The sequence below is a fragment of the Streptomyces sp. B6B3 genome (assembly GCF_039871525.1).
Lineage (GTDB): Bacteria > Actinomycetota > Actinomycetes > Streptomycetales > Streptomycetaceae > Streptomyces.
Map to the genome: position 1 here is coordinate 25,342 of NZ_JBDPLU010000032.1, position 23,575 is coordinate 48,916.

General features: G+C 73.7%; 18 protein-coding genes and 1 riboswitch. Of the genes, 5 read left to right on the forward strand and 13 right to left on the reverse strand.

The features are described from left to right. Positions 1–5: 5 nt before the first annotated feature. Both ABGB06_RS36630 and ABGB06_RS36635 read right to left on the reverse strand, forming a co-directional pair. The gene (locus ABGB06_RS36630; protein ID WP_347599075.1) at positions 6–803 is read right to left on the reverse strand and encodes a type II CAAX endopeptidase family protein; all 798 of its coding nucleotides are present in this window, start codon (positions 801–803) and stop codon (positions 6–8) included. Between the two features lie 92 nt (positions 804–895). Further along, a complete protein-coding gene (locus ABGB06_RS36635; protein ID WP_347599018.1) occupies positions 896–2,392 on the reverse strand; it encodes a glutamate--cysteine ligase in 1,497 nt (498 codons plus the stop codon). Positions 2,393–2,697: 305 nt separating this feature from the next. On the opposite strand from ABGB06_RS36635, the gene ABGB06_RS36640 reads away from it, so the two are divergent. Then, complete coding sequence (locus ABGB06_RS36640; RefSeq protein WP_347599021.1) at positions 2,698–3,255, forward strand: hypothetical protein; 558 nt, start codon at positions 2,698–2,700, stop codon at positions 3,253–3,255. A 75-nt stretch (positions 3,256–3,330) separates the two neighbouring features. Here ABGB06_RS36640 and gcvP read toward each other — a convergent pair whose 3' ends face one another. After that, on the reverse strand, positions 3,331–6,240 hold the full coding sequence (gene gcvP / locus ABGB06_RS36645; RefSeq protein WP_347599024.1) for an aminomethyl-transferring glycine dehydrogenase: 2,910 nt from the start codon (positions 6,238–6,240) through the stop codon (positions 3,331–3,333). A 186-nt stretch (positions 6,241–6,426) separates the two neighbouring features. Next, positions 6,427–6,524: riboswitch (glycine riboswitch) on the reverse strand. A gap of 237 nt (positions 6,525–6,761) precedes the next feature. Between gcvP and ABGB06_RS36650 the strand changes: the two genes are divergently transcribed. Beyond that, positions 6,762–7,139, forward strand: a complete 378-nt coding sequence (locus ABGB06_RS36650; protein WP_347599078.1) for a PRC-barrel domain-containing protein — start codon at positions 6,762–6,764, stop codon at positions 7,137–7,139. On the opposite strand, the gene ABGB06_RS36655 is transcribed toward ABGB06_RS36650, so the two are convergent. The 6 genes from ABGB06_RS36655 to ABGB06_RS36680 all read right to left on the reverse strand — a co-directional run bounded on the left by ABGB06_RS36655 (position 7,055) and on the right by ABGB06_RS36680 (position 14,070). Next, the gene (locus ABGB06_RS36655; protein ID WP_347599027.1) at positions 7,055–8,503 is read right to left on the reverse strand and encodes a DNA polymerase IV; all 1,449 of its coding nucleotides are present in this window, start codon (positions 8,501–8,503) and stop codon (positions 7,055–7,057) included. The two genes, ABGB06_RS36650 and ABGB06_RS36655, sit on opposite strands and share 85 nt — an antisense overlap. 54 nt (positions 8,504–8,557) lie before the next feature. Next, positions 8,558–9,076, reverse strand: a complete 519-nt coding sequence (locus ABGB06_RS36660; RefSeq protein ID WP_347599080.1) for a MerR family transcriptional regulator — start codon at positions 9,074–9,076, stop codon at positions 8,558–8,560. Between the two features lie 224 nt (positions 9,077–9,300). Then, positions 9,301–9,774, reverse strand: a complete 474-nt coding sequence (locus ABGB06_RS36665) for a bifunctional nuclease family protein (protein WP_347599030.1) — start codon at positions 9,772–9,774, stop codon at positions 9,301–9,303. A gap of 77 nt (positions 9,775–9,851) precedes the next feature. After that, positions 9,852–10,547: an FHA domain-containing protein gene (locus tag ABGB06_RS36670; RefSeq protein ID WP_347599033.1), complete on the reverse strand. Its 696-nt coding sequence runs from the start codon at positions 10,545–10,547 to the stop codon at positions 9,852–9,854. Between the two features lie 279 nt (positions 10,548–10,826). Next, on the reverse strand, positions 10,827–13,322 hold the full coding sequence (locus ABGB06_RS36675; RefSeq protein ID WP_347599036.1) for a mannose-1-phosphate guanyltransferase: 2,496 nt from the start codon (positions 13,320–13,322) through the stop codon (positions 10,827–10,829). A gap of 139 nt (positions 13,323–13,461) precedes the next feature. Then, the gene (locus ABGB06_RS36680; protein ID WP_347599039.1) at positions 13,462–14,070 is read right to left on the reverse strand and encodes a CDP-alcohol phosphatidyltransferase family protein; all 609 of its coding nucleotides are present in this window, start codon (positions 14,068–14,070) and stop codon (positions 13,462–13,464) included. A 160-nt stretch (positions 14,071–14,230) separates the two neighbouring features. On the opposite strand from ABGB06_RS36680, the gene ptsP reads away from it, so the two are divergent. Then, entirely contained in the window at positions 14,231–15,901 is a 1,671-nt protein-coding gene (ptsP, locus tag ABGB06_RS36685; protein WP_347599042.1) for a phosphoenolpyruvate--protein phosphotransferase, read from the forward strand. 7 nt (positions 15,902–15,908) lie between these two features. Here the strand turns inward: ptsP and ABGB06_RS36690 are convergent, their stop codons facing one another. Together ABGB06_RS36690 and ABGB06_RS36695 are read right to left on the reverse strand one after the other, a co-directional pair. Further along, on the reverse strand, positions 15,909–16,934 hold the full coding sequence (locus tag ABGB06_RS36690) for a hypothetical protein (protein WP_347599045.1): 1,026 nt from the start codon (positions 16,932–16,934) through the stop codon (positions 15,909–15,911). 9 nt (positions 16,935–16,943) lie between these two features. Beyond that, positions 16,944–19,010: an acetoacetate--CoA ligase gene (locus ABGB06_RS36695; protein ID WP_347599048.1), complete on the reverse strand. Its 2,067-nt coding sequence runs from the start codon at positions 19,008–19,010 to the stop codon at positions 16,944–16,946. A 216-nt stretch (positions 19,011–19,226) separates the two neighbouring features. On the opposite strand from ABGB06_RS36695, the gene ABGB06_RS36700 reads away from it, so the two are divergent. Beyond that, positions 19,227–20,147 (forward strand): M15 family metallopeptidase, encoded by a 921-nt coding sequence (locus ABGB06_RS36700; RefSeq protein ID WP_347599051.1) that lies wholly within the window; start codon positions 19,227–19,229, stop codon positions 20,145–20,147. Here the strand turns inward: ABGB06_RS36700 and ABGB06_RS36705 are convergent. Then, a complete protein-coding gene (locus tag ABGB06_RS36705; protein ID WP_347599054.1) occupies positions 20,083–20,559 on the reverse strand; it encodes a roadblock/LC7 domain-containing protein in 477 nt (158 codons plus the stop codon). The two genes, ABGB06_RS36700 and ABGB06_RS36705, sit on opposite strands and share 65 nt — an antisense overlap. A 20-nt stretch (positions 20,560–20,579) precedes the next feature. After that, the gene (locus ABGB06_RS36710) at positions 20,580–23,030 is read right to left on the reverse strand and encodes a nitrate- and nitrite sensing domain-containing protein (RefSeq protein WP_347599057.1); all 2,451 of its coding nucleotides are present in this window, start codon (positions 23,028–23,030) and stop codon (positions 20,580–20,582) included. Between the two features lie 270 nt (positions 23,031–23,300). Between ABGB06_RS36710 and ABGB06_RS36715 the strand changes: the two genes are divergently transcribed. Beyond that, complete coding sequence (locus tag ABGB06_RS36715) at positions 23,301–23,564, forward strand: hypothetical protein (protein WP_347599060.1); 264 nt, start codon at positions 23,301–23,303, stop codon at positions 23,562–23,564. The last annotated feature ends 11 nt before the right edge of the window (positions 23,565–23,575 follow it).

The following is a 23,575-nucleotide window of genomic DNA, read 5'->3' on the forward strand; positions in this document are numbered from 1 at the left end:
ACGCCTCAGGCGGTGGGCAGCCAGTCCACCCGACCGGCCAGCAGCGCGTAGCCGACGAAGGCCACGACGTCGATCAGCGCGTGCGCCACGACCAGCGGCATCACCCGCCCCCACCGCCGGTACAGCCACACGAAGATCACGCCCATCGCGACGTTGCCGAAGAAGCCGCCGATGCCCTGGTAGAGGTGGTACGAGCCGCGCAGCAACGAGCTGCCCAGCAGCACCCCGACCGGGCCCCAGCCCAGCTGGGTGAGCCGACGCAGCAGATAGCCGACGACGATCACCTCCTCCACCACGGCGTTCTGCACCGCCGAGAGGATCAGCACGGGGATCTTCCACCAGACGTCGGGCAGCGACTCGGGCACCACCGTGACGTTCGCGCCGGCGGCGTGCGCCCCCAGGTAGAGCAGCAGCCCGCTGCCGCCGATGCCGGCCGCCACCACGGCGCCCCAGCCCAGGTCGAAGCCCGGGCGGCGCAGGTCGAAGCCGATGCCGCGCATGCCGGGACCGGCCAGTTCGGCCCGCTCGCGCAGCAGCAGATGGGCGACGAGCAGCACGGGGACGAGGGCGGTGGTGATGCCGAAGAGCTGCCACGCCAGGTCCAGCCAGGGCCGTCCGGGCGCGTTCGAGCCGTTGAGGGTGGCCGACTGGTCGGCGAGACCCCCGGGGCGGGTCAGGGAGCCGGTGAAGCTGATCAGCGCGGCGACGCCGCTCGCCCCCAGGGACAGGCCGAGCACCAGCAGCAGCTCACGGCGCAGCGCGCCCTCCGGCAGCCCGACGCGCGGCGGCGCGGCCGCCGCCAGCTCCGACTCGACCCGCACGGTGTCTCCGTTCGCGATGCCGGTGCCGCCCGCACCGGGGTGGGGAGGCGGCCGGGCGGCGCGGCGACCGGCGGCTAGCCCGCGGTCGGCCAGCCGTGCACGGGGGCGTCCGTGCGCGACAGGGCGCTGTACCGCTCGACGAGCCGCCGCAGCGCCGTCGTCCGGTCCGCCCCGGCGGCCACCTCCTGGTGGTACACCCGAGTCTGCCAGCCCGCGCCGGTGGCCCTCAGCCGGCACCGCTCGTCGATGATCGACAGATAGTGGTCGCGGTCGGCGGGGGCGACGCGCCAGGCGTCGAGGCCCTCCGCGGCGAGCGGCAGCAGGTGCTCGCGGACCAGACGGGTGACCGGCAACCGCGCCAGGCCGGCCGCCGGGGGCCCGACCGGCCAGGTCACCTCGGCGTCGATGCCGTGCCGGCAGGCGGCCAGGAAGTTCTCCTCGGCGGCGGCGAACGGCAGGGTGGCCCAGACCGGCTCCGGCTGGTCGGCCAGGGCCCGCACCAGGCCGTAGTAGAACGCGGCGTTGGCCACGGTGTCGGTGATGGTGGGGCCGCTGGACAGCACGCGGTTCTCCACGCGCAGGTGCGGTACGCCGTCGGCGACGTCGTAGACCGGGCGGTTCCAGCGGTAGACGGTGCCGTTGTGCAGGGTGAGCTCGGCCAGGGCGGGCACGCCGCCGGCGTCCAGGACGGCCAGCGGATCCTCCTCCTCGCACATCGGCAGCAGCGCCGGGAAGTACCGGAGGTTCTCCTCGAAGAGGCAGTCCGCGCCGGTGATCCACCGCTCGCCGAACCAGGTGCGCGGGCGCACGCCCTGGGCGGCGAGCTCCGGCGGCCGGCTGTCGGTGGCCTGGAGGAACACCGGCGGGCGGGACTCGGGCCACAGCTCGCGGCCGAACACGAAGGGTGCGTTGGCGCCGACCGCCACCTGGGCGGCGGTCAGGGCCTGGGCCGCGTTCCAGGTGTCCGCGAAACGATCCGGCGTGACCTGCAGGTGGAACTGCACCGACGTGCAGGCGGCCTCGGGGGCGATGGACTCGAACGTGCTGGTCAGCGTCTCGGCGCCGGCCAGGTCCAGGCAGATCCGCTCGCCGCGGGACGCCATGATCTGCTCGTTGAGCAACGCGTACCGGTCGACGGGGGTGAACGTCTCCGGCCCCATCTCGTCGACGGTGAGGGTGGGCAGAACGCCTATCATCACGATCTGCGCCCCGAATTCACCGGCCATTCGGTCGGCGTATCCGTGGGCGATCCGAAGCTCCTCGGCCAGATCGTCAAAGACGCGCCCGGCCAGCTGCCTCGGCGCCACATTGAGTTCCAGGGTGAATTTCCCGAGCTCGGTCTGGAAATCGCGGCTCGCCATTCGGGCCAGCACCTCGTCGTTCACCATTCGGGGAACACCACGGGAATCGGCCAGATTCAGTTCCATCTCCACGCCCATCAGCGCACGGGGCCCGTCGAAGCGCTGCTCGCTCAGCAGCCTCCGCAGCCCGTCCAGACACGCGCGCAGCCTGGCCCGGAACCGCTCCCTGGCAGCCAGGTCGAACCGGTCGGCGACGAGCTTCTCTCCCATGGGCCCACCTCCTGCGTCGAACGCTGCCACGATCCTGCCCACGTGACCGCCCAGGTAACACGCCGGCCGGCCGCCCCGAGCACCGCCACCGGCATATACCCGAGGAATACCCCGAGGTTGCCACAGGTCTGCATCCGGCCGCCCGGCCGCTTCCGGGGCGGGGAGCCGGCGACTCGTTTTCTTCTTGCCGAAATCCTCCGGGTCGGGTACCTGAAACGTAGAGCCAACATGCCTCGTATAAGCTCCGCCAGACGCGTGTCTCCCACTCAAGAGGCGACCTACTCCTAAGCGAGAGGCGACCCATCATGTCCCTGCGTATCCCTCCGGCTCCGGCCGCCGCCGAGCGCAGCATCCGCGCCGCGCTCCAGCCCACGACCGCGCATTCACCCCACCCGCTGCACCGAAATCGGGCGGCACTCACCCCGGCGCTCCCGCTTCCCCTGCACCGGCTGGCACCGGTCACCTCGCCCGCCGAGCCGCCGCGCGCGCAGCTCGTCGGCTGGCGTTTTCTGCTGGAGCGCGGCGGCCGGGCCGTCGGCGCCGCCGAGACCATGCTCACCGCGGACGGATGGGCGTTCTCCCACTTCTGCGAAGGTCCGTACATCAGTTCGTCCGAGCGGGCGGTGCGCCGCGCGGAGGCGCTTCCGACCCTCTACCAGCCCCGACTGCTGTCCCTGCCCGAGCTGTACATGCTGACCCTGTGGTTGCACGTGGACCCCGACGCCGACCCGGGTGCCGGCAGCCCCGGCCCCGACGACCTGCTGGTGCCGCTGGCGCCGGCGCCGCCCGGCATCGCCGCCGACCAGGCCATCAGCACGGCCGCCCTGCTGCCGCTGCTGCCCCCACGGCTCGCCCCGGCCTGACCTCCGGCCGGCCGCAGGCGGCCCCGGGGCCGGCTCGCAACGAGGCGGGACGGCCCTGGGGTTCCTCGCCGTGGCTCAGGTCGCGTAGTCCGACACCGGCGGGCAGGCGCAGACCAGGTTGCGGTCGCCGAAGGCCCCGTCGATGCGGCGCACGGGGGGCCAGTACTTGTCCTGGCGGTCGGTGTTCGCGGGGAAGGCGGCCTCCTGCCGCGTGTAGGGGTGCGGCCAGTCGCCGGCCAGCTGGTCGGCGGTGTGCGGCGCGCCGGCCAGGGGGTTGTCGTCGCGCGGCCACTCCCCCGACGCGACCCGGTCGATCTCGGCGCGGATGGCGATCATGGCCTCGCAGAACCGGTCGACCTCGGCCAGGTCCTCGCTTTCGGTCGGCTCGATCATGAGCGTGCCGGGCACCGGGAACGACATGGTCGGCGCGTGGAAGCCGTAGTCGATGAGCCGCTTCGCCACGTCGTCGATGCTGACGCCGGTGGCCTTGGTGAGCGGGCGGACGTCGACGACGCACTCGTGGGCGACCAGCCCTTCGGGACCCGTGTAGAGCACCGGGTAGTGCGGTTCGAGGCGCCGGGCGACGTAGTTGGCGCTCAGCACGGCGAGCTGGGTGGCCCGGCGCAGCCCCTCGGCCCCCATCAGCCGCAGGTAGGCCCAGGAGATGGGCAGGATGCCGGCCGAGCCCCAGGGCGCGGCGGAGACCGGTCCCACGCCGCCCTCCGGGCCCGCGGCGGGCTGCAGCGGGTGGCCCGGCAGGTAGGGGGCGAGGTGGCCGCGCACCGCCACCGGGCCGACCCCGGGCCCGCCGCCGCCGTGCGGGATGCAGAAGGTCTTGTGCAGGTTCAGATGCGAGACGTCGGCGCCGAAGCGGCCGGGGCGGGCCAGGCCGACCAGGGCGTTGAGGTTGGCGCCGTCCACGTACACCTGGCCGCCGGCGTCGTGCACGGCCGCGCAGACGTCGGCGATGTCCGCCTCGAAGACGCCGTGGGTGGACGGGTAGGTGGCCATCAGCACGGCGAGCTCGTCCCGGTGCCGATCGATCTTGGCCCGCAGGTCGGCGGCGTCGATGTCGCCGTTCTCGCCGGTCGCCACGACCACCACGCGCATCCCGGCGAGCACGGCGCTGGCGGCGTTGGTGCCGTGCGCCGAGGACGGGATGAGGCAGACCGTGCGGCGGGACTCCCCGCGGTCGCGGTGGTAGGCGCGGACGGCCAGCAGGCCGGCGAGCTCGCCCTGGGAGCCGGCGTTGGGCTGCAGGGAGACGGCGTCGTAGCCGGTGATCTCGGCCAGCCGGCGCTCCAGGTCGCGGATCAGGGTCAGGTACCCCTCGGCCTGGTCCAGCGGCGCGAACGGGTGCAGCTCGGCGAACTCCGGCCAGGTGATCGGCTCCATCTCGACGGCGGCGTTCAGCTTCATGGTGCAGGAGCCCAGCGGGATCATGCCCCGGTCCAGCGCGTAGTCGCGGTCGGCGAGGCGGCGCAGGTAGCGCATCAACGCCGTCTCGGAGCGGTGGCGGTGGAAGACCGGGTGCCCGAGGTACTCGTCGGTGCGCAGCAGCGTGTCCGGCAGGGCGTCGGGGGTGTCGGCGTCCAGCGCGTCGAGGTCGTCGGGAACGGCGCCGGTGCCCGCCCCGGCCGCGGCGAAGGCCGTCCAGACCTCGGTCAGCCGCTCGCGGGTGGTGGTCTCGGCGCAGGCGATGCCGACGTGGTCGGGGTCGGCCAGCCGGAGGTTGATCCCGGCCTCGCGGGCCGCCGTCACCACGGCCGCGGCCCGGCCGGGCACCCGGGCGGTGACCGTGTCGAAGAACGAGCCGTGGGCCACCTCGATCCCGGCGGCGGTCAGGCCGGCGGCGAGCAGGGCCGCGTAGCGGTGGGTGCGCCGGGCGATGGCGGCGAGCCCGTCGGGACCGTGGTAGACCGCGTACATGCCGGCGATCACGGCGAGCAGCACCTGGGCGGTGCAGATGTTGCTGGTGGCGCGCTCCCGGCGGATGTGCTGCTCCCTGGTCTGCAGGGCGAGCCGGTAGGCGGAGCGGCCGGCGGCGTCGCGGGAGACGCCGACCAGGCGGCCGGGCAGGCTCCGGGTGTAGGCGTCGCGGACCGCCATGAAGCCGGCGTGCGGGCCGCCGAAGCCCATGGGGACGCCGAAGCGCTGGCTGGAGCCCACCGCGATGTCGGCGCCGAGGTCGCCGGGCGAGGTGAGCAGGGTGAGGGCCAGCAGGTCGGCGGCCAGGACGACGACGGCGCCGAGGTCGTGGGCCTGCTCGACGAGGGCGCGCGGGTCGCGGAGGGCGCCGGACGCCCCCGGGTACTGGAGGAGCACGCCGAAGACCCCGCGTTCGGCGGCCTCGGCGGGAATGCCCTCGGACAGGTCGGCCACCAGCACCTCGATGCCGGCGGGCTCGGCGCGGGTGGTGAGGACGGCGACGGTCTGCGGCAGGCAGTCGGCGTCCACGAGGAACACGCCGCCGCGCACCCGGCCGACGCGGCGGGCGAGCGCCATGGCCTCGGCGGCGGCGGTGCCCTCGTCCAGCAGCGAGGCGCCGGCCGTGGGCAGGCCGGTGAGCTCGGCCACCACGGTCTGGAAGTTCAGCAGCGCCTCCAGCCGGCCCTGCGAGATCTCCGGCTGGTAGGGCGTGTACGCGGTGTACCAGGCGGGGTTCTCCAGCACGTTCCGGCGGATGACCGGCGGGGTGACGGTGCCGTGGTAGCCGAGGCCGATCATGGAGTGCAGGACGGTGTTGCGGCGGGCGAGGTCCCGCAGCTCGGCCAGCACCTCGGCCTCGCTACGGGCCGGCGGCAGCCGCAGCGCCTCGGTGGTCCTGATCGCGGCCGGCACGGCCGCGGTGGCCAGTTCCTCCAGCGAGCCGTAGCCGACGTGCGCGAGCATCTTCGCCTCCGCCTCGGCGTCCGGTCCGATGTGCCGGTCGGCGAAGGGAGTGCCCTGTTCGAGGGTCGTCAGCGGGATGCGATGGGCGGTCATCTGCCTGAGTGCTCCTCCCGGTCACGGGCGACCAAGGGGCGCCGGGGCCGGGTGCCCCGGGCGGCCTCCCCCTCTGTCGTGTGACCTGAGAGCTTCGCCGTGCCGGGCGCCCGGCACGGCTTGCACCGTCGGTGAGGGAAAGGACCGCGGCCGGTGTCGCGGGCCCGCCCTGCTTTCCAGAGCGGTCTGGCTCGCGCGGTACGGGGGCCTGAGAGATTCCGGGGAGGATTTGCTCCTTCGGCGCCTTCGGTCTGTCGACCGAGGGACTCTCCCGCGCGAGGTGTTCGACCGGTTCCGAGCCTACCAGCGTGCTCTTTCCGAGGCGTTCCGGCGGTCGGCGCCGGTGGTGGCCGAGGGGTTCCGGACGCGAACGGTTTCCCCGTCCGCCCGTCTCGACTGGTCGCCGGGCGGAATATGTCCTTTCGTGGGGTAATAGGAGGGATGCTTGAGAGAAGGGGGGAGCGGGGGTTTCCGGGAGGGGAGGCATGCCACTGGCCAGTGGCGATCAGTTGGAGGAGACCGTGCAGACCGACATCGACCCGCGCAGCCTGATCGGACGCAAGGCATTCGACAGCGCCGGCACCAAGATCGGCACCGTGGATGAGGTCTATCTCGACGACGCGACCGGAGCCCCGGAGTGGGCGGCGGTGCGCACCGGGCTGTTCAGCCGGGACGCGTTCGTGCCGCTGGAGCCGAGCGAGGTCGTGGGAGAGGCGTTGCGGGTGCCGTTCGACCGGGCGCTGATCCGGCAGGCCCCGGACTTCGGGGTGGGCCGGCACCTGTCGCCCGAGCAGGAGCTACAGCTCTACCACCACTACGGGCTGGACGTGCCCGGATCGGAGACCGCGGCGTCCGGCGGCGACTTCGGGCGGCTCACGTCGCCGCCCGAGGACGCCTGAGCCGCGCCGCCCGGGACCAGCGGCAGCGCCGCGGACCGGCGCAGCAGCGGATCGTCGACGGCGAAGGTGCGGACCCGTCCGGGCGGCGAGTCCGGCCGCTCGAAGCGCACGGTGACCCGGCCCGCGCCGCTGCCCTGCACCCATCCGGGGCCGTGCTGCTCGTGGTGCACGTCCGCGCCCGGCGGCCAGTCGGGGACCGCCGGGCGGCCGCCGGGGGTCGGCTCGCCGCCGTCCGCGGCGCTCCCTGTCGCGTCGGCCCGCTCCGGCACGGGTCTTCGCTCCGGTGCCAGCCGGGTGGCCTGCGCGAAGAGGTCCTCCTGGGTGAAGTCGGCGAGGCCGCTCACGCCCACGCCCAGCAGCCGCACCCCGGCCGACGTGTCCACGCCGGCGAGCAGGCGCTGGGCCGCCTCCTGGATCACCGCGGGGTCGTCGGTCGGGCCGCGCAGCGTCTCGGACCGGGTGAGCGTGCTGAAGTCGAAGCTGCGCACCTTCAGCACCACCGTGCGGCCCGACCGGCCGGCGCCGCGCAGCCGTTCGGCGCATCTGCGGGCCAGCCGGGTCACCTCGAAGCCGACCCGGGCCCGGTCGGTGAGGTCGGTGGCGAAGGTGTCCTCGACGGAGACGGACTTGGCGTCCCGGTCCGCCTCCACGCGGCGCTCGTCGATGCCCCGCGCCATCGCGTGGACCGAGGTGCCGTGGGCCTTGCCGAGCAGCCGCAGCAGCTCCGCCTCGCCGGCCCGGACCGCGTCCCCGACGGTGCTGATACCGGCCCGCCGCAGCGTCTCGTCGGTGGCCGGTCCGACGCCCGGAAGGATGCGCACCGGCATGGGCGCGAGCAGCTCCCGCTCGGTGCCCGGCTCGATGAGCACCAGCCCGTCGGGCTTGGCCTGCTCCGACGCGATCTTGGCGAGCATCTTGGAGCCGGCCAGCCCGACCGAGCCGGTCAGCCCGGTGGCCTCCCTGATGCGCTCGCGGAGCCGGCGGCCGGCCACGCGGGCCTCCTCCCCCGTGGCGGCGGTGCCGCCGGCCGCCAGGTCGACGAAGGCCTCGTCGAGGCTCAGCGGCTCGACCAGCGGGGACAGCTCGGCCAGCAGGGCCATCACCGTGCCGCTGATCTCCCGGTAGACCGCGAAGCGCGGGGTGAGGTACGCGGCGTTCGGGCACAGCCGCCGCGCCTGGGCGGTGGGGAGCGCCGACCGCACGCCGAAGCGCCGTGCCTCGTACGACGCGGTGGCGACGACGCCTCGGGCGCCCAGGCCGCCGACGATGACGGGCTTTCCCCGCAGGCTCGGCTTGGCCGCCTGCTCCACCGATGCGTAGAAGGCGTCCATGTCGAGGTGGAGAATCGTCGGCTCGCCCCGCACGCCTCCGATGGTGCCGTACGGGTCTGACAACGGCGTCGCGCGACGTCCCGCGGCTCAGCCGGTGCGGTGCCGGCGGCGGGCGAGCTCGTCGGCCGGATGGTCGACGGTGACCCGCTCCCCGGTGTCCGCGCGCTCGGCCGGCAGCTGCGCGAGCGCGGCCTCCACGTCGGCCCAGACGGCGCCCACCGCGATACCGAAGACGCCCCGGCCGCCGCGCAGCAGCTCGGCCAGCTCCTCGGGCGACGCGCAGCGGTAGACGGCGGCGCCGTCGCTCATCAGGGTCATCCCCGACAGCTCGGCGAGCTCGGCGCAGCGCAGGGCTCGGACGGCGGTGCGGATGCTCTGCAGGGACACCCCGGTGTCGAGCAGCCGCTTGACGATCTTGAGCACCAGCACGTCGCGGAAGCTGTACAGGCGCTGGCTGCCCGAGCCGTGGGCCGGGCGGATGCTGGGCTGCACCAGGCCGGTGCGGGCCCAGTAGTCCAGCTGGCGGTAGGTGATGCCGGCGGCCGCACACGCGCTCGGGCCGCGGTAGCCGAGCCGCTCCCGGTCCCCGCGTCCCTGCGGGGCCACGGTCTGCCGGAGCTCGCTGGGTGGCGATCCGGGAAGCGCAGACACCCCGCCCGCCGCTCCTCTGTCCCCGTCACCTGCCACGCCGGCCTCCGTTCCGCATGCCCCGACCGTGCCCGAGACGCTCACCAACTGTCACGATGAGCACGCACACAGCGCTCCTCCCAAGACATGCCCCATCGACGCTAGGGATGCACACGCGGCGCGTCAACGATCGCCACGCGCCGCTACTGGTTGCTCGTGCCGAAGTCCTCCGGGGAGATCTGGTCGAGGAACTCGCGGAACCTCTCCACCTCGTCCTCCTGCTCGTCGGGGATGATGATCCCCGCGTCGTCGAGCACGGCGTCACTGCCGTAGATCGGCGTGCCGACGCGCAGCGCGAGCGCTATGGCGTCGGACGGACGGGCGCTGACCTCCACCCCGCTGGCGAACACGAGCTCGGCATAGAAGACCCCGTCCCTCAGGTCGGTGATGCGCACCGCACTGAGCTCCTGCCCCACCGCCTCCAGCACGTTCTTGAACAGGTCGTGCGTCAGCGGTCGGGCAGGGGTCATCCCCTGCTGGGCGAACGCGATGGCGGTCGCCTCACCAGGCCCGATCCAGATCGGGAGGTAGCGATCGCCACCCACTTCGCGGAGTAGCACGATGGGCTGATTGTTGGGCATTTCCACCCGTACGCCCACGACGTCGAGCTGATTCACACAGCAACCCTAGGACGTGCCCGGTGCATTTGGATAGTCGAGAACCCCCGCGCGGCGCGCCAACGGCCCCGCGGGGCTCACGCACCGTACCGACTGGCGAAGTAAACCAGCCGGTACTTGCCGATCTGGACCTCGTCGCCGTTGGCCAGCACGGCCGAATCGATGGCCTCGCGGTTCACGTAGGTGCCGTTGAGACTGCCGACGTCACTGACGGTGAAACCGCCCTCGACCTGGCGTCGGAACTCCACGTGCCGCCGGGAGACCGTGACGTCGTCGAGGAAGATGTCACTCTGCGGGTGGCGGCCAGCGGTGGTCAGCTCGCCGTCGAGCAGGAAGCGGCTGCCGGAGTTCGGTCCGCGGCGCACGATCAGCAACGCCGAGCCGGGAGGCAGGGCGTCGACGGCGGCCTGGGCCTCGGAGGAGAGGGCGGGCGCCGGATGCTGGCCGGTCGCCTCCGCCTCGTACGCCTCGAGACCGGAGATCGAGATCGTCGAGGTGGTCTCGGAGGATCCCTCGCCACCGGGACGCAGCGCGTTGCCGCAGTTGGAGCAGAAGCGGCTGGTCGCCGGGTTCCGGTGGCCGCACCTGGCACAGCCGACGGCCCCCTGGGAGCCTATGCCGCCGGGCGCCCCGACCTCGTCACGGAACAGCGGGCGGCCGGGCTCAGCTCCGGACGCCGGCGCTGGCGTCTCGCCATGTTGGCGGGCACGGGCCCGTGCGGCGCTGTGCACGCCGCTCCGCCGCCTGCCGAACAACCGAGCGAAAAAACTCACCAGCGTTCCCCTCGCACCTAGCCCGCCCCGCGCGGACGGGCCGTCCATTGTCTCTCACGCGCCGTGAACCACGTCTCGTCAACGTGCACGGCCCTCGTCCAGTTTCCCTCACGGAGCGCCACCAGTTGTTGGCGGCCCCCTGTGCGGCGAGATCCGGACGTGATGACGACTGAGCGTAGTCATGCTGCTCCGCCGTCCGCAAGGCGTGCACGGTGACCTTCTCGGCACGGTCGGCTGGGACCGCCCTCCGACCCCGGGGGCGGTCCCGTCGTCCGGAGGTCAGCGGTCGGCGCCGTCCACCACGCCCGACCAGGTGTCCAGCAGCTCCGAGGCCGCCGCGTCGTCCGGGCCCTCGGCCCACAGGTGGGTGACCGCCTCGGCCGGGTCCGGCAGCACCAGGACCCACCGGCCGTCGGGCTCCACCACGCGCACCCCGTCGGTGGTGTCCACGGAACGCTCCCCCGCCGCCTCGACGACGCTGCGCATGACCAGGCCCTTGACCGCCCACGGCGTCGCGATGTCGCGCCGCAGCACGTGCGCCCGCGGGATCCGGGCGTCGATCTGGCTGAGCGAGAGCTGGGTGCGGGCGACCAGCCCGACGAGCCGCGCGAAGGCGGCCGTGGCGTCGAAGACGGAGGAGAACTCGGGGACGATGAAGCCGCCCTGCCCGTCGCCGCCGAAGACGGAGCCCTCCTTGTGCGCCGCGTGGGTCAGGTCGTGCGGCGAGGTGGTCGTCCATTCCACCTGCGTGCCGTGGTAGGCGGCCACCTGCTCGGCGATGCGGGTGGTGGTCACCGGCAGCGCCACCCGGCCGCTGCGCCGCTCCGCGGCCACCAGGTCGAGCATGACCAGCAGCGCCCGCTGGTCCTCGATGATCCGGCCGCGCTCGTCGACCAGCGCGAGTCGCTCGCCGACCGGGTCGAAGCGGACCCCGAAGGCGGCGCGGGCCGAGGAGACGATCTCGCCGAGCCGCACCAGGCCGGCGCGGCGGGCGTCGGCGGACTCGGTGGGCCGGGCCTCGTCGAGGCCGGGGTTGATGGTCAGGGCGTCGACGCCGAGCCGGCCCAGCAGGCTGGGCAGCACCAGGCCGGCGCTGCCGTTCGCGGCGTCCACCACGATCTTCAGGCCGGACTCGGCGACGCCCGTGGCGTCGACGGCCCGCAGCACGGAGCCGGTGTAGGCGTCGAAGACGCTGGCCGGGAAGCGCAGGTCACCGATCTCGCCGGGGAAGGCGCGGCGGTACTCCTGGCGGGCGTAGACCCGGTCCAGCTTCCGCTGGCCGGCCTGGGAGAGGTCGGCGCCGCGCTCGTCGAAGAACATGATGTCGACGGAGTCGGGACGGCCAGGGGTGGTGCGGATCATCACCCCGCCGGCGCTGCCGCGGGCCGTCTGCTGACGCGCGACGGGCAGCGGCACGTTCTCCAGGTCGCGGACGTCGATGGCGCTGGCCTGCAGCGCGGAGATCACGGCGCGTTTCAGGGCCCGGGCACCGCGGGAATGGTCCCGGGCGGTGGTGACCGTGGAGCCCTTCTTGAGGGTGGTCGCGTAGGCGCTGGCCAGCCGGACGGCGAGCTCGGGGGTGATCTCGACGTTGAGGATGCCGGAGACGCCGCGTGCGCCGAAGAGCTGGGCCTGGCCGCGGGACTCCCAGATCACCGACGTGTTGACGAAGGCGCCAGCCTCCACGGTCTTGAACGGGTAGACGCGGACGTTGCCCTGGACGATGGACTCCTCGCCGACCAGGCACTCGTCGCCGATGACGGCGCCGTCCTCGATCCGGGCCGCGCGCATCACGTCGGTGTTCTTGCCGACGACACAGCCGCGCAGGTTGGTCTGCGGCCCGATGTAGACGTTGTCGTGGACCACGGCGCGGTGCAGGAAGGCGTCGGACTTCACCACCACGTTCGAGCCGATCACGGAGTGCTCGCGGATCTCGGCGCCGGCCTCGATCTTGGCGTAGTCGCCGATGTACAGCGGTCCCCTGAGCTTGGCGTCCGGGTGCACCTCCGCGCCCTCGGCGATCCACACGCCGGGCGAGATCTCGAAGCCGTCGATCTCGACCTCGACCTTGCCCTCCAGGACGTCCGCCTGCGCCTTGACGTAGCTCTCGTGGGTGCCGACGTCCTCCCAGTACCCCTCGGCGATGTAGCCGTAGACCGGGTGGCCCTCCTTCATCAGGCGCGGGAAGACGTCCCCCGACCAGTCCACCGAGACGCCGGCCTCCACGTAGTCGAAGACCTGCGGCTCCATCACGTAGATGCCGGTGTTGACGGTGTCCGAGAACACCTGGCCCCAGGTGGGCTTCTCCAGGAAGCGCTCGACCCGGCCGTCGTCGTCGACGATGGTGATGCCGAACTCCAGGGGGTTGGGGACCCGGGTCAGGCAGACGGTGACCAGGGCGCCGCGCTCCCGGTGGAAGCGGATGAGGTCGGACAGGTCGAAGTCGGTGAGGGCGTCTCCCGAGATGACCAGGAAGGGCTCGTCCTTCAGCGCCTCCTCCGCGTTCTTGACACTTCCCGCCGTGCCCAGGGGCTTCTCCTCGTGGGCGTAGGTGAGGTCCATCCCGAGGTCCTCACCGTCGCCGAAGTAGTTCTTCACGAGCGAGGCCAGGAACTGCACGGTGACGACGGTCTCGGTGAGGCCGTGCCGCTTCAGCAGCCGGAGCACGTGCTCCATGATGGGACGATTCGCCACGGGCAACAGCGGCTTCGGCATGCTCGCGGTCATGGGGCGCAGCCGAGTGCCCTCGCCACCAGCCATTACGACGGCCTTCATATCGGAAGTGTCCTCCTCAGGGAGTTGACAGTCACTCCGACTGCGCCCGTCTGGAGTGGCCCGGGCGCGGGTGGCGTGGCTCCCCGAGTGCGGCGGCAGGGATGGGCGCCAGGCCCCCTGCGACGCTGCCAGGGCGAGCTCAGTCGGTGGTGGTATCCGCCGTCAGGAGGCGGCGGACCTGGATCACGTAGAGGATCCCTGCCCACCAGTAGAGTGCCGTACCCCAGCCGGCGAATGCCCAACCGAAAATAGCAGCGAGTGATGCGACCGTGCCACTTCCGTCACTGAGCAGCAGCAGCGGGAAGGCGTACATGAGGTTGAAGGTGGCCGCCTTGCCGAGGAAGCTGACCTGCGGTGGGCCGTATCCGTGCCGGTCCAGGAGCCACACCATGACCAGGAGCAGCGCCTCCCTGGCGAGCAGGGCGACGGTGATCCACAGCGGCAGGATCTCGCGCCAGGTCAGGCCGACCAGCGTGGCGAGGATGTACAGCCGGTCGGCGGCCGGGTCGAGCACCCGGCCGAGCGCGCTGATCTGGTTCCAGCGGCGCGCCAGCTTGCCGTCCAGATAGTCGCTGACGCCGCTCGCCGCGAGCACCAGCAGGGCCCAGCCGTCGAGTTCGGGTCCGTCGAAAACCGGCGAGAGCACCAGCCACAGGAACACCGGCACGCCCAGCAGCCGGGCCATGCTCAGAAGGTTCGGGATGGTGAGGACCCGGTCGGTCTGAATGCGCGTTTCCTGGACCTCCACCCGGAAGCCTCCCGTGTATCCCTGCTCCGTACGCCCCGTGCACCTCGTGGCCCCCTGACCCTACCGGCCGCCGAGCGGACGCGTGCGCGCGCATGACTTAGGCTGCTGTGTGGCATTCACGGGGGACGGCCGCCTGACGACGACGGACGTGGGACGTGACATGACTACCAGGCTTCGAGGTGTCGGCGTCAGCCCGGGCATGGCGATCGGCGAGGTCCGGCGCATGGGGGCGGCGCCGGTGGAGCCGCCGACCCGGCGGATCGACCCCGCCGAGGCGCCGGCCGAGCAGAAGCGGGCCCGCCAGGCCACCGAGGGGGTGGCCGCCGACCTGATGGCCCGGGGGAACGCGGCGGGCGGCCAGGCCCAGGAGGTGCTGCGGGCCCAGTCGATGATGGCGGAGGACCCGGAGCTGATCACCGACGTGGAGCGGCGGATCGCCGCCGGAGCCGGGGCTGAGCGGGCGGTGTACGACGCGTTCGCCGGGTACCGGAAGCTGCTGGCGGCGGCCGGCGACCACCTGGCGGCCCGGGTGGCGGACCTGGACGACGTGCGCGACCGGATCGTCGCGCGGCTGCTGGGGGTGCCGATGCCGGGCGTGCCGGAGGGCGACGAGCCGTACGTGCTGGTGGCCAGGGACCTGGCCCCCGCCGACACGGCGCTGCTCGATCCCGCGCTGGTGCTCGGCTTCGTCACCGAGGAGGGCGGCCCGACCAGCCACAGCGCCATCCTGGCGCGGGCGCTCGGGGTGCCGGCGGTGGTGGCGCTGCGCGAGGCGGCGCGGCTGGCGGACGGCACCGTGGTGGCCGTGGACGGCTCGACCGGCGAGGTCCTGGTCAACCCGAGCGCCGAGGAGCGGGCGGAGCGGGCCCGTCTGGCCAGGGAGCGCGAGGCGGAGCGGGCGGCGGTGACCGGCCCCGGCGCCACCCGGGACGGCCATCGGGTGCCGCTGCTGGCCAACATCGGCGGCCCGGCGGACGTGGCCGCGGCGGTCGAGGCCGGCGCCGAGGGGGTCGGACTGCTGCGCACCGAGTTCCTGTTCCTGGACGGCGGGGAGCGCGCCCCGTCGGAGGAGGTGCAGAGCACGGCCTACCGCCAGGTGCTGGAGGCGTTCCCCGAGGGGCGGGTGGTGGTCCGGGTGCTGGACGCCGGGGCGGACAAGCCGCTGCCCTATCTCACCCGGGGCGAGGAGCCGAACCCGGCGCTGGGCGTGCGAGGGCTGCGGGCGCTGCTCGAGCGGCCCGAGGTGCTCGCCGGTCAGCTGCGGGCCCTGGCCCGAGCGGCCGAGGGGCTGCCGGTGTACCTGGAGGTGATGGCCCCGATGGTGGCCGACCGGGCCGACGCCCGGGCGTTCGCCGACGCCTGCCGGGCCGCGGGGCTGAAGGCGAAGGCCGGGGCGATGGTGGAGATCCCGGCCGCCGCGCTGCGCGCCCGCTCGGTGCTCCAGGAGGTGGAGTTCCTCTCGCTGGGCACCAACGATCTGGCGCAGTACGCGTTCGCCGCGGACCGGCAGGCCGGCGCCGTGTCACGGCTGCAGAACCCGTGGCAGCCGGCGCTGCTCGACCTCGTCGCGATGACCGCGGAGGCGGCCAAGGCCGAGGGCAAGAGCTGCGGCGTGTGCGGCGAGGCGGCCGGGGATCCGCTGCTGGCCTGCGTGCTGACCGGGCTGGGCGTCACCAGCCTGTCGATGGCCTCCGTCGCGCTCGCCGGGGTCCGCGCGGCGCTGGCCGAGCACACGCTGGCGCAGTGCGAGCGCGCCGCCGCGGCGGCGCGGGCCGCGGACAGCGCGGAGCAGGCCAGGCTCGCCGCGGAGGCCACGCTCGCCGCCCGGTGACGGGCGGTCAGGAGGCCGGGCGCTCCGGGCCGCCGGAGCAGCGGCCCGGGGGCAGCGCGGGGGCGTCCTGGTACGTCACCCCGTCCTCCGGCGGCAGCGGGCGTCCGGTGCGCGCGTCGATCCGGTAGGCGACGCGGACCCCCGCCGCGCTCAGCGGGCGCAGCAGGCCGCCCCGCAGGCTCCAGCCACGGACCCGTGCGGACCCGGCGGCGGGGTCGCGGACGGGCGGACGGTCGGTGCCCGCGTCGGTGCCCGCGTCGGTGCCCGCGTCGGAAACAGGGTCGGGATCGGGGGCGGGGGCCAGCGGCGGGCCCGAGCGCAGCACCAGGCCGCCGGGCCGTCCGGTGGCCAGTCCCGCGGCGAGCACGGTGCACAGCACCAGGGCGTCCGGCTCCGGCAGCCGCACGGCCGCGCCGGGCCCGAGGTCCGCGTGCAGTCCCGCGGTCAGCGTCCCGGTGTCCGCGGTGAGGCTGCACACCAGATGGTGCCGGCCGGCTCCCGCGTCCTCCAGAACGGCACCCAGGACGTCGGTGGCCCGTTGGAAGGCGCAGTGTGGCAGCGGCCCTCCGCAGTCGGGGCAGCCACCGGCCCCGGCGAGCAGGTCGGTGCCGAGCTCCCAGGTGATCCACCGGTCGTGCTCGGCCAGCAGCCGCGGCAGCAGCCGGCTGAGGGGCTGCCCCCGGTACGCGACCGACGCGCCGTGGACCGCGACCTCGCCGGCGTACCGGGCGCGGCTGGCGGGGCTGTCGGGGTCGAGCGCCTCCCGCGCGCACCACTCCGCGAAGTCCGCCGGGTCGAACAGCGTGACGCCGGTGTATCCGTGCCGTCGGGCCATCGAGCGCAGCTGTGCCTCGGCGTGGCGCAGATAGGCCGGATGGTCGGCGAAGCGGAAGCTGGGATACCGCCGCATCAGCGCGAAGCCGGCCTCGTCGGGAACGACGGCCAGGGTGCCGGCGGTCTCCTCGGACCGGCCTGCGTCGGGCGCCGGGCCGGTGCCGCGGTGGGTGCCGCCGTCTCGTCCGGTGTGTGCCATGACTCCCCCTCAACGGTTCGGATTCGACTCGTCACTCACCGTATCCGTCGCCACTGACAGTCGCCGCTCGCGGGCCAGCCGGGCGTAGAACGCGAGCACCTCCGGGTCGTCCACGGAGCCCTGGTTCACCGCGGTGTCCATCGCTGCGCCCTGCAGCAGCCGCTTGACCGGCACCTCCAGGCGCTTGCCGGTGAGGGTGTGCGGCACCCCGGGGACCTCGATGACCTCGTCGGGGACGTGGCGGGGTGACAGCCGTTCCCTGATGACCCGCCGGATCCGGTCGCGCAGCGCGTCGTCCAGCGTCGCGCCCTCGGCGAGGTGGACGAACAGCGGCATCCAGTACTCGCCTCCGTCCCGCTCGAGGCCGATCACCAGCGACTCGCGGATCTCCGGAAGCCGTTCCACGGCCTCGTAGATGTCCGCCGAACCCATCCGCACGCCCTGCCGGTTCAGCGTGGCGTCCGAGCGTCCGTGGATGACGACCGTGTTCCGGGAGGTCAGGGTCGTCCAGTCGCCGTGCCGCCAGACGCCGGGGTACGTCTCGAAGTAGCTCTCGCGGTACCGGTCGCCGTCCGGGTCGTTCCAGAACCGCAGGGGCATCGAGGGCATCGGCGTGGTGACGACCAGTTCGCCGACCTCGTCGGTCAGCGGGGTGCCGTCGGCGCCGAAGGAGCGCAGGTCGGTGCCGAGGCAGGGCGCCTGCAGCTCGCCGACGTACACCGGGAGGGTCGGCACGGCGCCGGCGAAGCAGCTGCACACGTCCGTGCCGCCGCTCACCGAGGCGATCCACAGGTCTGCGGAGACCTCGTCGTGCAACCAGCGGAAGCCGTCGGGCGGCAGCGGGGATCCGGTGGTGCCGACGCAGCGGGTCGCGGAGAGGTCCAGGTCGCGGCCCGGCCGCACGCCGGCCTTGGCGCAGGCCATCACGTAGGCGGCCGAGGTGCCGTAGAGGGTGGCCCGGGTGGCCTCGGCGACCCGCCACTGGGCGGCGGTGTCCGGGTAGCCGGGGGCGCCGTCGTAGAGCACCACGCAGGAGCCGACGAGGAGACCCGAGACGAGGAAGTTCCACATCATCCAGCCGGTGGAGGTGTACCAGAACAGCCGGTCGTCCGAGCCGAGATCGCAGTGCAGGCCGAGCTGTTTGAGGTGCTCCAGCAGGATCCCGCCCTGGGACTGCACGATGGCCTTGGGCAGCCCGGTGGTGCCCGAGGAGTACAGGACCCACAGCGGGTGGTCGAAGGGCAGCGGCTCGAACTCCGGTTCGGCATCGTCGCCGGTCGACTCGGTCGCCGCGGACCATTCCAGGGCGCCCACGGGGGCCGGGGCGCCGAGCCGCGGCACGTGCACGACGGCGCGGAGCGTGGGCAGTCCCGCGCGCAGCTCGGCGACGGTGCCCGTGCGGTCGTGCTCGCGGCCTCCGTAGCGGTAGCCGTCGACGGCGATCAGCACGGCGGGCTCGACCTGCTGGAAGCGGTCCAGCACGGCGCGCGCGCCGAAGTCGGGAGCGCAGGAGGTCCACACACCACCCACCGCGGCGGTGGCGAGCAGCGCGACCACGGCCTCCGGGATGTTGGGCAGGTAGCCGGCCACCCGGTCGCCGGGGCGCACGCCCAGGCGGCGCAGCGTGGACGCCAGGGCGCCGGTCTGTCGGCGCAGTTCGGCCCAGCTGACGGGCTCGGGGCGATGCCGCTCGTCCACCCGCAGCAACGCCGGGCGGGCGGCGTTGTCCGGGTCCAGCCCCGGACGTAGCGCGTGCTCGGCGTAGTTGAGTCGGGCGCCGTCGAACCAGCGGGCGCCCGGCATGACCCGGTCGGCGAGCGCGACCCGGTGGGGGGCCGCGAAGTCGACGCCGAAGAAGTCGGCGACCGCCTCCCAGAAGGTGCCGAGTTCGGTGACCGACCAGCGGTGCAGCGCGGCGTAGCTGGCCTCCGGGTCGTCGGGCAGCGGTTCGGGGGCACCGTGGACGGCCGCGGCGAACTCGTGGAAGCGGGTCAGCCGGGCGGCCGCGACGCGGTCGGGGGCCGGCCGCCACAGGGGTTCGGGGGTGGGCGGCGGGGTGGGGCGTGCTGAGGTCATGGCGGCTCCGGGACGCGGACGAGGTGGGCAGGACGATGCCAGCTCCGCACGGGGTGCGCCAGGGCGGGCCGGGCTCTCCCGTGGCCGGGCCGGGCCGACGCTGGTAGGAGTGATCCTATGAGGGGATTTGCCCGATCTGGCCGTCGTGTACGCCGTGCCCACACCGCTCTCCCACGGCCCTCACGGCGAGGGCCCCGGATCGCCGCCTTCGTCGCGGTGACGGCGTGGCTGGGCTGCGTCCTCACCGGGTCCGGCGCGCCGGTCGTCGCCCGGGCCGGGGGCGGGGCGCCGCCTGAGTTCGTCGCGCTGCGCGACGTCGCCCCGGGCGTCGCGGAGGACATGCGGTACGCCGGCCGCGACAACTTCGTGGGCGAGGTGGTCGACGGCTACCGGGAGCCGGTGTGCCTGCTGACCCGGGACGCGGCCCTGGCGCTGGGCCGGGCCGAACGGGCGCTCGCCGCGCGCGGCCTGGGCCTGCGCGTCTACGACTGCTACCGGCCGCGGCGGGCGGTGCGGCACTTCCTGCGCTGGGCCACGGAGCCGGAACGGGACGACACCCGCGCCGCGTACCACCCGCGGGTGCCGAAGGCCGAGTTGTTCGAGCGCGGCTACCTGGCCGAGCGGTCGGGCCACAGCCGGGGCAGCACCGTCGACGTCACGCTGGTCCGCGCCGGGGGCGGCGCGGTGGACATGGGCACGCCGTTCGACTTCTTCGACCCGCGTTCGCATCCGGGGTCGACGGCGGTGGGCGCGGAGCAGCGGGCGGCGCGGGAGACGCTGCGGGCGGCGCTGGTGGCGGAGGGCTTCGTGCCGCTACCCACGGAGTGGTGGCACTTCTCCTACGAACCCGAGCCGTTTCCCGAACGCTCCTTCGACTTCCCGGTGGCCAGAACCGAACTGGCGGGCGGCGGAACGCACGACAGCGGCGGCTCCGGAGCCACCCCCGTGGGTCCCGGGCCGCCGCTGTCACTGGTCACCGACGCCGGACGCCGGACGCCGGTTCACCGTCCGCGGCCTTGTCACCCGTTCGGGACATCCGCGCAGCGGCACGAAGAAGAACCGCGCCGGCGGGTCAGCCGCCGGCGTCGGGGCGCGGGCCGCGTTGGGCGGTGGCCAGGTGCGGGCCGACCCGTTTGACCAGGAGGGTCATCTCGTACGCGACCTGGCCGATGTCGGCCTCGGCGTCCGTGAAGACGGCCAGCGCGCTGCCCGAGCCGGCCGAGGCCACCATCAGGAAGGCGTCGTCGAGCTCGACCAGGGTCTGCCGCACTCCCCCGGTGTCGAAGTGTCGGCCCACGCCCCGGGCGAGGCTGTGCAGCCCGGAGGCCACGGCGGCGAGTTGCTCGCTGTCCTCCCGGCCGAGGGTGCGTGAGGCGCCGCGGGCGAGACCGTCGCTGGAGAGGACGAGGGCGTGGTGCACGCTGGGAACGCGCTGGACCAGCTCGTCCAGAAGCCAGTCGAGCTGGCCGCTCTCCTGTTGCCGCTGCTCTCGTTGATGCTCGTGATGGGATGGTGTGCCGCCGTGGGCCGCGGCCTCCGGTGCGGTCATCGGTACGCCTCTGTGTCTGTCTATGGTCGTGGTCCTGGCGGGGTCTCCCCCTGCCGGACGTCTGTCTGCTGCCGCCCGCGTCGCCAACCCCGTTGCAGGGCCGCCATGCGGGTGCGTATGGCCTCGGCGTCCAGGTCCGCGGTGGCACCGGCGGCGGGATGGCCGCCGGCGCTCGTCGCGCCCTCGGGCTCCGCTCCGGTGCCGGCCGTGCCCGGGCCGTTCCCCGGCATCCGGCCGGCGCGCCGTACTCGTCGGGGGAGGCCGGCGCTGGTGGTGTCGGTGCCGCCCTCACCCTCGGCCGGCCGCTGGTGCTGCACCGGCCCGCCCGGCGCCGTGTCGGGTGAGCTGTCGGGCGGCTGGCCGACCGTCCGCCCGTGGTCGCTGACCAGCACCGGTGGGTGCGGCCGGCGGGGTATCCGCGGCGGCGGTTCGGGGTCGGGTGGCGCCGCGTGTTCGACGGCGGCCAACGGGCCGCCGCCCGACGGCAGTGCCGGATCCGGCCCGAGGGGGGAGGACTCCAGCTCCACCGGACCGCCGTCGACCGGGAGGTCGAGCTCGGCGGGCAGCGGGGACTGGCGCCCCGGCAGCACGTCGTGCTCGGTCTCGTCGGTCTCGCTGAGCAGTTCGCCGGGGATCAGCGTGATCGCGGTGGTCCCGCCGTACGGGGAGTCCCTCAAGGACACCCGCACGCCGTGTCGTTCGGCCAACCGGGAGACGACGAACAGGCCGAGCCGGTCGGTGTCGGTCAGCTCGAAGTCGGTCGGCTCGGCGAGCCGCTGGTTGGTCTCCTTGAGCGCCTCGGCCGTCATGCCCAGGCCCCGGTCGTGGATCTCCAGGATGAAGCCGTGCGGCACCCGTTCGCCCGACACCTGCACCGCGGTGTGCGGCGGCGAGAAGATCGTCGCGTTCTCCATGAGCTCGGCGACGAGGTGGGTGAGGTCGGCGACGGCGCCGCCGGCGACCGCCAGCGTGGGCAGCCGGCGCAGCTCGATGCGCTCGCACTCCTCGACCTCGTCCGCGGCGGCCCTGACCACGTCCATCAGCTGCTCGGGCCGGCTCCACTGGCGGGGCGGGACGGCGCCGGAGAGCACCATGAGCCCGTCCGCGTGCCGTCGCATGCGGGAGGTCAGGTGGCCCAGCCGGACCAGGTCGGTGCGCTGTCCGGAGTCCTGGACGCCGCGTTCGACGGTCTCCACCAGGTTGAGCTGACGGTGCAGCAGCACCTGGTTGCGGCGGGCCAGGTTGACGAACACCTCGGAGATGCCGCGTCGGGTGCTCGACCGCTCCACGGCGGCCGAGACCGCGGCCCGTTGCAGGGTGTTGAGCGACTGGCCGACGCGGCCCAGGTCGTCCTGGCCGTACTCGAGCCACGGCGCCTCGGTCTCCACGTCGACCCGCTCCCCGGCCTCCAGCCGCCGCATCACCCCGGGCAGCCGAACCTCGGCGGCGTCCTCGGCCTCCCTCGCCACGGTGCGCAGCTCACGCAGGTGGCGTCGGCCGAGGCGGAGCGCGACGAACACGGAGAGCAGCACCGCGAGGAACCCGACGCCGCCCACCAGGACGGCACGCCGCACGAGCGCCGAGTTCTCCGGGCCCACCTGTTCCTGGTAGCCCTCCTCCGCCCGCACGCCCAGCTGGTGCAGTTCCTCCAGCGCGTCCGAGGTGGCCTGCTTCCACTGCTCGGCGGTCACCGTCCGGGGGTCGCCCGCCTGCAGGCTCTGCTCGGTGCTCCGCAGGAGCCGGCCGGAACCGCTGTCCCACATGCTCGCGTAGTCCTGCCGGTCCTCCAGCGGAAGGTTCGGCAGGTAGAGGTCGTACGCCTGCTCCCGCTCCACGATCCGCTCGGTGAGGGACCGCAGTTCGGACTGGGTGATCCGGCCCGCGGAGAGCGCGCCGGCCATCATCGCGTCCTCCTGGGAGAGGTACTCGCGCGCCTGGGCCATCCCGACGATGGCCCGGCCGTACCGGTCGATCGACACGTCCGCGACGGGCTCCAACGCGGCGGCGAGCCGGAGTCCGGGCGCGGCGATCGCGTTGTACGCGTCCAACGCTCCGGTGAGCGAGATGGTGCTGTCATGCACCTGCAGGCGCAGCCGGTCCAGGTCGTCCAGGGCGGTCGTCAGGTTTCCGAGGGCCTCCTCGGCGGACCCGCTGAGGTCGTCGCGGACGTCCGACTCGGCGTACTCGACGTCCGTCACGGCCTCGTCGGTGGCCTGTTGGATGGCCTCGAGGCCGGTGCGGCGGGTGTCTCCGAGGTAGACGAGGGTCTGTCTGCGCTCGCGCTGGATCGCCTGGAGCAGCTCCAGGGTGACCGGCCGCAGAGCGTCGCTGGCGGACGAGGCGGCGAGCTGTCGTCGCGCGTCGCCGACGGTGATGGCCGTCGCGTACGCCCAGACCGACACGAGCGACAGCAGGGGCACCAGCACCAGCGCCCCTATCCTCCGCCGGATCGACTTGCCGCGAAAGCGCATGCCCTCCCCTATGATCCCACCGCGCGGTGGTCTGACCCACCGTCCAACAGCGCGAGCCTACTACTGGTAACGGGTCCCGGGAGTCCATCGCGCGGCAGGTCCGGCGGGGCAGGAATGCCCCGGGCGGCCGGCCGGATTCACCTCGGGGCGGCTCATCCTCGCTGCTCGGCGCCCGGCATGCAAGGGTCGTTCTACCATGGAGGGGCAAAGGACATTTCCGCTTATCTCAGCGGTGGGGGGAGCGACGGCGGAGTGTATGCGAGACCCCGGATGCCGGATCCCGTGCGTGCCGCGGCGGTACGGGCCGTCATCATCCTCGCGCTGACCCTGAGTCAGCTGGTGGTGGTGCTGCTGTGCACCCTGGCCGGGTCCTGGCTCGCGTTCTGGATGTCGCTGTCGACGGTGGCCAGCACGGTGGTGGCGACGTGGGCGGTGCTGGACATCTGGATCACCCGGCAGCAGTGGCGACAGCGGCACGGGGTGGTGTCGGTGCCCAGCAGCGTGGCCCGGCGGCGGCCGTTGGGCCGCGACTGACCGGGCCGCTC